Source organism: Postechiella marina (assembly GCF_039538365.1).
In the GTDB taxonomy this organism is placed as follows: Bacteria; Bacteroidota; Bacteroidia; order Flavobacteriales; family Flavobacteriaceae; genus Postechiella; species Postechiella marina.
Genome location: NZ_BAABCA010000007.1, coordinates 240,424 through 251,444 on the forward strand (window position 1 = coordinate 240,424; position 11,021 = coordinate 251,444).

Genomic DNA, 11,021 nt, shown 5'->3' on the forward strand with positions numbered 1-11,021 from the left:
AATTCCTGCGGAATTTCCAACTTGGTGTGTACTTGCAAAGTTAAGTACTAAACCACGCAACTACTCATAGCCGAGACCGTTAGCATACATTTATGAAAAACGCAATTACAATTCTACTTTTGACTTTACATTTAGTAAGTTGTGGACAATCAAAAACCGAAAAAGGAACTGAATCTAAAAAAGATTCAACAGATGTTGGCTTTGGAAGTATTTGGAAAAATATGGATGAAGAGAAGGCTGAAAAAGATTATAAAGAATTCCTTGAAAAACGTGAATTGAAAATTAAGTTTGACCAAAAAGAATGGTTAAAACATAACGATGATAGCAATCATAAAAGTCCGAGATGGAATATGCTTACGGATTTACGAGAAAATTATCTGAATAAAGAACTGAATAAAACTCAAATAATAAATCTACTCGGAAAACCATTTGAATTGGAAAAGCGATATGTGGAATCGACAAATGACACATTGAATTTAATGCTGTATCCTGTTGGCGCATATAGCGGATTTGGAATGGATTTTGACTTTTTAGTTATCTCTCTTGACGAAAATGACAAGAAAATTAAAGTTTGGGTAGAACAACACTGAATTAAAAAAACGTATGCTAACAACGTATAAAAATAATTGCTATTTTGTGCTTAAACAAAGTTAGTTGCATATTTGCTACATCTGAATTTCCTGCGGAAATTCCTCGCACGCAAATACGCAACTATTCTTATACATCAACGTTGTAGCACATATGAAAAAAATGACGTACACTTTTGATATTAATCAACTTCATATTCTAAATACTCTGATTTTTGATTCGAGTATTGAATACTCTGACCTAAAATCAGAATTAAAAAATGGTACTGTAGAATATACAATAGAAAGACGAACTTTTGAAAACGTTACGAGAGAAAAAAACTTACTCGGAACTAAAACGAAATACAGTGGAAAGAGTTCCATTTTAAAATTTAGCGGAATAAAATCAATTTCTATTTCTAAAGGAAATGACATTTTCAAAGACAATCATTTTATCCAAAATATTGAGTTGAATTCAGAAAAAAACGTGGTTGAATTAACTACTACTTTCGGAATTACAGTTAAATTTAATGTTTCTGATTTATTTAGTTTGGAACTAATTGATTTGAATGACTCTGAATTTGGAAAAGGAACAAGCTCTGGAAAACACGGATTTACGAAAGAGGAATGGAACGAATATTTGAAAAAAGAAAAATACGTGCTACAACAACGTGTATAGCTCATTGCGGCTGAATTCCTAATCGGAATTCATTGCAATTTGCTATCTTTCGGTCACGGCGGAAAATCATAGCTGATTTTCCGCAACGAGCCATACACAAAACCGTTATGTGCAAGCTAAATTGGTTCGTGAATATTTAAATCTAAATGAAATGAAAAAAATTATTTTATTATTTGCAGTCTTATATGGCTCAATTATTTACAGTCAAAGTCTTAATGACATCGTAAGATTTAAAACTATGAATTTAAATCAAATCGAGGAAACTTTAATTTTGGCTGACTGGAAATTTGTGAGTTCTGAAAGTAAAAAAGCAAATACAAAACCGAAAAATGTATGGGAATTTGAACCTGAAACTTATACTTCGAGAACTTATGAATATATAGGATATGCAGGAGACAAAACTTTGTTTACCGTTATCGATTATGCTGATAAAAACTCTAATGAAATAAAAATTAGAAGTGAAAACAGGTTAGTTTATAAAAATGTACTTCAAGACATTTTATCTTCAAACTTTGAATTGACCGATAAAAAATGCCCTTATATTTCTGCATACTTGGGAGATTTCAAAATAGGAGAAAAAGTAATTATGGAATCGAATGGAAAAGTTTATCAAAAAGGCAATAACAATATTCATATTATTATAAATAGATACGCTATCATAACAGGTAAAAATAACGGGAAATTTAGTTACGATGAAAACGCAATGATTGATGAATTTAAAATAATTGTCGAATAAGATTGAAAGAAAAGCCAGCACATAACACCGTGTATAATTAATTGCTGTTTTCTAGCCTACTTACGAAAATCCTCGCGGATTTTCTATTCGATTTTTATTTGCTAACTTTAACGCAAAACCCACGCAACTAACCATACACAAACACGTTGTGTACCATATAAAAACAGACTGCAAAGAATGAGCTTTTGGAAGAAATTATTTAGTAGCAAAAAAGATAACCCTAAAACTGAATCCCATTTTGACAAATATCGAAATGAACTAAATGAATTGAATTTAAAAACGCCTTCTGATTTAGAGAATTTAGTAAAACCTATAATTAGAACTGCAACAAAAATTGAGGTTTTGAAAGCTTCAAGACCACCTGAGAACTCTCAGTTAATTTCACATTTTGGCGGACAACCCTATTTTGAAAAAGGCGAATTATGGCCAACAAGTAAAAAAGGAAAGAATTTAGAATTCATTTTTCAAGTATTTAATTCTACTGATTTACAACTACCGAAAAATATAGAACTCATTCAATTTTATTATGATTGGGATGAGTTTCCTTGGGACACTTCAAACGATGGGTGGTTAGTGAAAATTTATAAGAAAATTGAAAAAGAAAATATTGCGTTTATTTATAAACCAAGTGAATTAGAAAAGTCTAAATATTGTAAAATAAAGTTTAGTTCGACCAAATCATTACCAGACTGGGAAGGAATAGATTTACATTGCTATAATGCGTCCAAATTATCTTGTATTTTAGATAAAGATGAACCTTGGGGGAATTATGACCAAATTGTCACTAAACTTATTGGAGAACAAGACTATCAAAGCCAACTTGGAGGTTATCCAAAATGGGTTCAAGGAGAGTCTACACCAAAAGATATCGAAGGAAATTCAATGAAACTTTTATTTCAAATAGATTCAGAAGATAATGCTGGATTAATGTGGGGAGATGTTGGACTAATTTATGTTTTCTATGACGAAAAATCAGAGAAAACAGAATTCACTTTACAATGTCACTAAAGAAAAAATACGGTACACAACACGGTGTATAAAACATAGCTAATAAGTGCTAAACCGTAAGGTTTCTGTATATTTAGAAAGTCCGCCAAATTTTTAATTTGGCTTTTAAAAAAGAGAAAATTAAAAACAAAATATAAAAATTTGGCTCTGTGTTAATCCGAAAGCTAGTGTCTTTTTACACGCTACGTTTCATACACAAGTCCGTTATACAGCAGTGATCGCTCAAAAAAATCACAACGCAATTTTAGCGGAATAAAAGCAAAACACTCCTCTATTCTGAAACTGAAAATCATTTGCGGAAACAAAAATCACTCTAACGGAAATGAATTAGTTTGCGGAAATTAAAAAATCACTCTAGCGGAATTAAGCTCGGTTGCGGAAATTTTTCCAATCTGAACCTCTAAAAAAAAATTATTGCAGAAATAACAAAGCGCACTTTAAAAAAGTAATAAAAATCTTAAAAAATTAAAACCGCTGTATAACAATGTGTAAAAAAAATACTATTTTTAGTCATTAATCGTAACGCCTGTACTTTGTTTGCTTACTTCTGATTTTCCTACGGAAAATCCTCGTACACAAACCCGTACTTTAGTTACACGCAACGTTAGCTGTAATGCGAAAACCGAAAATTTGAGAAACCTTCTTTTAATCATATTGACAATGAATTTATTTAATCTTTTCGGACAAAATGGACCGAAAAATGACCCATATTGGAACTTTGACGAATCGAAACACTTCAGACCGAAATTAGATAAAGGAGAGTTTTTCAAACAGACTGGATTTGATTTTGGTTGGTATGTTCTTGAACCTATTTCTGAATATATCAAAGACGAAAAAGGAGAACTAAAAAAAGGAAACACACTATCATACGGACAGAAAGCACTATATTATTGGTGGTATGTGGATGCCCAAGTTACAAACGGTGGATTCACACAGTTTTACTATAATGGATATGGAAAATATGTGCCTACAATCATAAAAGGATTAAAGCATATTGGAGATAATAAAATGGCTGGACTTGTAAATAGGTCTTATGAAATATACTTAAAAGAAAACAAAAAAATAAAAGACGCAAGAAAAGGTGGATTACAAGAATTTAGCAATCTGTATAAAGAAATTGAAGATTTTGATGAATTAGACGATGAATATTATGACCTCAATGAAAAGACTATGAAAATCATAGAGAAATATGTTCGTAAAAATCCGAATGAAATTTGCCTTGATGAAGATGGTAATGAATTTGACCTAAACTATTCTGGTGAACTTAAAACTTACCACTCAAATAAAAGTGTTAAAGAAATTATTCCACTTGAAAATGGAACTATATCTGGCACTTTCAGAAGTTACTTCGAAAATGGACAACTAAAAGACGAAATCCACTATTTAAATGGAGAACAAACAGGCGAGAGAACAGAATATTATGAAAATGGAAACAAGAAATTTTCATTAAGTAAGTCCCAAAAACCAAAAGGAATTCTTAATTCTTATTATTATGAAAACGGAAATTTAAAATCCACTGCAATTTATATCTCAGAACACGAAAGAGATGGTAAATGGATACAATATTATCCTAATGGACAAATGAAAAGTGAAGCCGAATTTATTGATAAGGAATTTTTTGTTCAGAATTGCTGGAGGGAAAACGGAACCCAAATAATGAAAGACGGTACGGGTCTTTATATTAATGAATATTCAATATTTGATGGTGTAATTGACAGAAACGAACAAGAGTATAAAAATTACAAACGACACGGAAAACAATATTCTTACAGTAATGATAAACTGACTCTATATCAAGAAATGTTTGAAGGAAAAGAACACGGAATAACTAAAACTTATGATGACGAAGGGAATATTAAAGAAGAAATAGTTTATGAAAATGGAGTTGAAAAATCAAGAAAAGAATATAAAAAATAGAAAAACACTACAGCTAACACGGTGTATAAAACATAGCTAATAAGTGCTAAATCCAAAGGTTTGTGTATATTTAGAAAGTCCGCCAAATTTTTAATTTGGCTTTTAAAAAGAGAAAAATTAAAAACAAAATATAAAAATTCGGCTCTGTGTTAATCTGAAAAGTTGGTGTCTTTTTGCACGCTACGTTTCATACACAAGTCCGTTGTAAGCAATTTGAGAAATGACATTCTGGAAAACTGAAAATAGTATAGAACCGAAGAAAAATTTCTACACAGAAATTGAGCAATACTATACTGGGATTTCTAACAACAGAATTCCGACTGAATTGCTGACCGAAATAATCGCAAAAGCGACGGATAAAATTTACGCAGATTACAAACGATTTTGGAAACAATATCCGAAATCCAGAAAGCGATACTCAAAGTTGCTATTAGAGGATTTAGAACACGATTTTGTTTACTTTTTGATTACGGAATTTATCCAAAAAACAGAACTGAATGAATATCGGAATTATTCAAAAGTGTTGCTAAAAATGAACGATGAGGAATTTGACAAATATGAGGAAAGAAAATATTGGTATGAAAATAAATAAAAACTGCTTACAACACCGTATAAAAAAAATTGCTAGTTTTAGCTAAACCAAAGTTAGTTGCTCGTTTGCTAGCTTCTGATTTTCCTTCGGAAAATCCTCGCACACAAACACGCAACTTTCCTTATACATAAACGTTGTAAAACATTAAAAAAAAATTGTAACTAAAATTAAAAATGGCGAAATATTTAAGAACTTCAAGCATAAGTGCTGAATTAGAAAATTTAATCAGAGACGCACGAAAAGAACTTTATATAATTAGTCCATATTTGAAACTTTCTGATCAAGTTAGAGAACTTTTGAATGACAAAGAAAGAGAAAAAGTTGATGTCCGAATAATTTTTGGGAAACAAGAACTTGCGCCAACTGAAATGAGTTTTTTAGAAGAGTTGAAATATGTAAGACTTTACTTTTCTAAAAACCTTCACGCAAAATGTTACTTGAACGAAAGTAAAATGATTATTGCATCAATGAATCTTTACGAATTTTCTCAAGTAAATAATCGAGAAATGGGAATTTTAATTGATACAGAAAATGAAGAAGACAAAAAAGTCTATGAAGATGCAACAAAAGATATTGATTCTATAATTCATAACAGTGAAGATTTTTCTTATGTAAAAGCACCACAAAAAAGATTACAATCTGAAAAACCTAAAGCTGAAAAAAATACTAAACTTAAATCGAATTTTTCAAAATCTGACTATAAAACAACAAAAGAATTATCTCAAGAAACTGAAATAAGTAGTAGAAAAATTAATTCTATTCTTGTCGAAAAAAAATTGATGTATAAGAAAGAAGATGACTGGTTTACAACTAAAAAAGGAAAAGAATTTGGAGGTATTGAGAAAGAAGGACAATATGGACAATTTGTAATTTGGCCAGAAAAAATAAAAAATGAAATTTAGGAATAATAACATTTTACAACACCGTGTATAATTAATGGCTGGTTCTCGCCTACTTACGAAAATCCTTGCGGATTTTCTATTCGGTTTTTATTTGTTAAATTAGTTGCTTTAAACACGCCACAAATAATACACAAACACGTTATACAGCAGTGATCGCTCAAAAAAATCAGAACGCAATTTTAGCGGAATAAAAGCAAAACACTCCTCTATTCTGAAACTGAAAATCATTTGCGGAAACAAAAATCACTCTAACGGAAATGAATTAGTTTGCGGAAATTAAAAAATCACTCTAGCGGAATTAAGCTCGGTTGCGGAAATTTTTCCAATCTGAACCTCTAAAAAAAAATTATTGCAGAAATAACAAAGCGCACTTTAAAAAAGTAATAAAAATCTTAAAAAATTAAAACCGCTGTATAACAATGTGTAAAAAAAATACTATTTTTAGTCATTAATCGTAACGCCTGTACTTTGTTTGCTTACTTCTGATTTTCCTACGGAAAATCCTCGTACACAAACCCGTACTTTAGTTACACGCAACGTTGTGCATAATGCGAAAAAAGGCTTAGACACCAACATTTGAACTAAAAAAGCCAACCGCACAAACAGCACATTTATTTTTTCCAGCCACAAAAGCCAACGCTTAAAAAAATAAAAGAGCTGTTTTCTTCCAACGCTCAAAAACTGAACGAAAACAGAATTGAGAAATAACTTTGCAATACCATTGCATAAATAAATCTCTATCTTTGACTTAATGAAATTTATTACAATCATATTATCATTATTAATACTTTTTTTGTCAATGAAACCTTGTTCTGACGGAAATAATTTCGAAGAACAACATCAAGACGAAATAAGTGCTGAACACAATCACAAAAATGATAGTGATGATATGTGCTCAATGAATTGTGCTTGTAGTTGCTGTGGAATTGCAATTACATATCAACAAATTCAAACTTTTGAATTAGGTTTAAATAACCAAATTACCACAGAAATGATATCTATTTACAACTCAATTTATAGATTTGACTTTCATTCTAATATCTGGCAACCGCCACAATTAATTAGCTAAAACATAGACTACAGGTCAAAAATTTAAGTTAATTAATAGTTACATTTTCAATGAATAAATACATATTGAGCACAATGCTCACAATTATAATGTGCTTTTCTGTAAAAGCGCAAACAACTGATATACAAATAAAAGTCCTTTCAGAATCCGAAAACGAACCATTATTTGGAGCAACAGTTTATTTTGAGGAATTAGAAAAGGGAGCAGTAACCGATTTTGACGGAATTGCTACTTTTTCAGAAATTCCAAACGGAGAACATAATGCAATAATTTCTTTTTTAGGCTTTGAAACATTAAAGACTAAGATTAAAGTTCCAACTAATTCAGATTTAATTTTCAAATTAGAAAGTAGCGGAAATGAATTAGACGAAGTTGTAATACAATCTTCAAGAAGTTCAAGAACTGTAAGAAAAATACCAACAAGAATAGAATTCATTGGAACAGAAGAATTAGGTGAAAAGGCAATTATGAACCCAACAAATATTTCAATGGTACTTCGTGAAAGTACAGGAATTCAAATGCAACAAACCTCTTTAAGTAGTGGGAGTACAAATATTAGAATTCAAGGACTTGATGGTCGTTACACACAACTTTTAAGAGATGGTTTTCCTCTTTATGGTGGTTTTTCAAGTGGCTTAAGTATTTTACAGATTCCGCCTTTAGACTTACAACAATTTGAAATCATTAAAGGAAGTTCTTCAACACTTTATGGTGGTGGAGCAATTGCAGGATTAGTTAATATGGTTTCAAAAACACCCGACGAAGAACCAGACTTAGATATTATGCTAACGCAAACCCAAGCATTAGGTAGTACAGCAAATGTATTTTACAGTAAACGAAATGAGAAATTTGGTGTTTCACTTTATGGTTCTGCTCATTCTCAAAAAGTATACGACCCAGAAAATGATGGATTTAGTAATTTACCAAAAACAACTTCTATCTCATTCAATCCGAAATTCTTTTATTATCCATCAGAAAAAACAACCTTTTGGATTGGTTTAAATGGAACTTACGATGACAGAATAGGTGGAGATGTAACAAAAATTGAAAACGGAGAAAATGGGATTCATCAATATACAGAAGAAAACAATTCAAAGAGATTGAGTAGTCAAGCAGTTTATAAAACTCAATTAGATTCAATAAGCTCTTTAAATATTAAAAACAGTATTTCTTTTTTCGATAGAAATCTTACTATTCCAGACTATAATTTTGATGGTAAACAAATTAACACGTTTACAGAAGTTACTTATGAAAGAATAAACTCGAAATATAATTGGATTTTTGGAGCAAACCTATATACTTCAAACTTTGACGAAAATGATACTGCAATTGTACAACGTGACCAAACCGATATAACTTATGGAATGTTTGCTAACAACATTTTCGATATATCAGATAATTGGATTTTAGAAACTGGATTTCGAGCAGATTATAATACGGATTTTGGTTTTTTTCCACTTCCAAGAATATCATTACTGTACAAAAACAACAACGGATTTTCAAGTAGAATTGGTGGTGGTTTAGGATACAAAATTCCTGATATTTTTACAGAAGAAGCAGAATTAATAAATTTTGAAAATGTACTTGGTATTGATAAATCAAGTTTAAAAGCTGAAAGCTCATATGGTTTAAATCTTGATTTTAATTATCAAACACGTTTATTTGAGACTATGAATTTTTCAATTAATCAACTTTTCTACGTTTCTGCAATAAACAACGGTTTATTATTAAATAGTACAGATAATGGTTTTTTTGCATTTGAAAACGCAAATGACAAAATTTTAAGTAAAGGTGCTGAAACAAACATAAAGTTCACTTACAAAGATTTTAAATGGTTTTTAAATTATGCTTTAATTGATACAAAATTGAATTATTTAACTGGTAATCCACAAAAACCTTTGACTGCTAAACATAACGCAGGAAGCGTTTTAATGTACGAATCCGAAAAATGGAGAATAGGTTATGAAACATATTATACAGGGAAACAATTTTTATCAAACGGAACAGAAACAACCGACTTTGTAACGATGGGATTACTTTTAATGCGTAATTTTAAATTTTGTAGTGCATTTGTGAACTTTGAAAATTTCACTGATAAGAGACAAAGTAGGTTTTCACCATTAGTTTTACCACCTCACGAAAACCCAACATTTCCAGAAATATATGCACCTACTGATGGTTTTATATTCAGTATTGGAGTTATTATTAAACCTTTTGGAAACGAAGACCACCATTAATTATGCAAACAATAGAAGAATTATTAGAATCTAAAGCTATTCGTGTAACAGCAATGCGTTTGTTGATTTACAAGTTCCTTGCTGAAAAACAAGTTGCTGTTACATTAAGCGATATAGAAAAAGCTTTTGAAAAAGCAGATAGAACAACATTATATAGAACTATTAAAACATTTGAAGAAAAAGATATTGTTCATCAAATTGATAATGGGACTGGAATTATTAAATATGCGTTGTGCGAAAAAGGTTGCAGTTGCGAAATTGAAACCGATTTACATTTACATTTTCACTGTAATAATTGTAACGAAACTATTTGTTTAACTGAACACAAAATACCTCAAATAAAAGTACCTGATGGATTTGTTTCAGAAAATGTGAATTTAGTTGTAAAAGGTGTTTGCGATAAATGTAGTGGTCAATAATTGCACTTCCATTGCATCGACTTTTATTATACTTTTATTTAAAATTAAATAGATATGAAGTTTAATACTAAAATGCCAAAACAACTTAAACAAGCATTTCAAAAAGAATTAAAAGAATACTATTATTTTTTAGAGAATAAACAGTTTAGTAATGCTTGGCATCATTTAGAACGCAGTCATATAATAGGACAATCTTATCCGATTGAGCACACGTATTCACATTGGTTAATGCTAAAGTTTGGATTTAGGCAAAAAGATACTAAAGAAGTATTTGGTCAAATTATTAGGTTACTTGTTGGTGGTTGGAAATCATTTATTGACCACATTCCTATTGGTAACCCTGGTGGAGCTAATGTTCCTCCATTAAAACCGTTTCCAATAGAAGTTGAATTAAAGGACATTTTTATTAAAGCAGGTGTTTCGATTAAATAAAGTGATGTAATTGCCAACGCTTAAGCCATACACATTTCCAGTCGCTTCACCCAAGCTTCACCAAAACTGTAAAAGAGTATGGCTTGCCAACGCTAAGTTTTGAACTAGATAAAAAACGGACAAACCAGTGTAATGAAAAACACTATGCACAACATAGGCTATAATTAATACGGGATTAGTTTTTTAATCCAAAGTTTAGTGTATTTTTAAGTCCGCCAAATCTTTTTGATTTGGTTTTAAAATGAAAAAATTAAAACAAAATAAAAAGTTTTGGCTAAGTGCTTAATCGGAAGTTAATCGCTGATTTATTCCCGTACTAATCATAGCCGAAGCCGTTGTTACCTGCAAGCTGAAAAACTATGTTCCAAAATCATATAACAGTTAAAAACCGACATAAGAAGTTCATAAAAACAGTATGTGAAACTGAAATAGTTTACGGATTGAAAAACAAAGATGGATTTGCA

General features: G+C 30.5%; 11 protein-coding genes. All 11 read left to right on the forward strand.

Annotated features, from left to right (window positions below):
• The first annotated feature begins 92 nt into the window (after positions 1 to 92).
• The 11 genes from ABD715_RS16490 (at position 93) to ABD715_RS16540 (ending at position 10,557) form a co-directional block, all read left to right on the forward strand.
• Entirely contained in the window at positions 93 to 590 is a 498-nt protein-coding gene (locus ABD715_RS16490; RefSeq protein ID WP_027880803.1) for a hypothetical protein, read from the forward strand.
• Positions 591 to 750: 160 nt separating this feature from the next.
• Positions 751 to 1,245: a hypothetical protein gene (locus ABD715_RS16495; protein WP_344789442.1), complete on the forward strand. Its 495-nt coding sequence runs from the start codon at positions 751 to 753 to the stop codon at positions 1,243 to 1,245.
• A 151-nt stretch (positions 1,246 to 1,396) separates the two neighbouring features.
• A complete protein-coding gene (locus ABD715_RS16500; RefSeq protein ID WP_344789443.1) occupies positions 1,397 to 1,981 on the forward strand; it encodes a hypothetical protein in 585 nt (194 codons plus the stop codon).
• Positions 1,982 to 2,158: 177 nt separating this feature from the next.
• Complete coding sequence (locus ABD715_RS16505; protein ID WP_344789444.1) at positions 2,159 to 2,989, forward strand: DUF1963 domain-containing protein; 831 nt, start codon at positions 2,159 to 2,161, stop codon at positions 2,987 to 2,989.
• Positions 2,990 to 3,649: 660 nt separating this feature from the next.
• Positions 3,650 to 4,906 (forward strand): DMP19 family protein, encoded by a 1,257-nt coding sequence (locus ABD715_RS16510; protein ID WP_344789445.1) that lies wholly within the window; start codon positions 3,650 to 3,652, stop codon positions 4,904 to 4,906.
• Between the two features lie 220 nt (positions 4,907 to 5,126).
• A complete protein-coding gene (locus tag ABD715_RS16515) occupies positions 5,127 to 5,498 on the forward strand; it encodes a hypothetical protein (RefSeq protein ID WP_344789446.1) in 372 nt (123 codons plus the stop codon).
• Positions 5,499 to 5,671: 173 nt separating this feature from the next.
• On the forward strand, positions 5,672 to 6,400 hold the full coding sequence (locus ABD715_RS16520; RefSeq protein ID WP_344789447.1) for a phospholipase D family protein: 729 nt from the start codon (positions 5,672 to 5,674) through the stop codon (positions 6,398 to 6,400).
• 799 nt (positions 6,401 to 7,199) lie between these two features.
• Positions 7,200 to 7,469: a DUF6660 family protein gene (locus ABD715_RS16525; RefSeq protein WP_425567987.1), complete on the forward strand. Its 270-nt coding sequence runs from the start codon at positions 7,200 to 7,202 to the stop codon at positions 7,467 to 7,469.
• Between the two features lie 74 nt (positions 7,470 to 7,543).
• A complete protein-coding gene (locus ABD715_RS16530; RefSeq protein WP_344789449.1) occupies positions 7,544 to 9,706 on the forward strand; it encodes a TonB-dependent receptor in 2,163 nt (720 codons plus the stop codon).
• 2 nt (positions 9,707 to 9,708) lie between these two features.
• A complete protein-coding gene (locus ABD715_RS16535) occupies positions 9,709 to 10,125 on the forward strand; it encodes a Fur family transcriptional regulator (RefSeq protein ID WP_344789450.1) in 417 nt (138 codons plus the stop codon).
• Between the two features lie 54 nt (positions 10,126 to 10,179).
• A complete protein-coding gene (locus ABD715_RS16540) occupies positions 10,180 to 10,557 on the forward strand; it encodes a DUF3703 domain-containing protein (protein ID WP_344789451.1) in 378 nt (125 codons plus the stop codon).
• Positions 10,558 to 11,021: the final 464 nt, after the last annotated feature.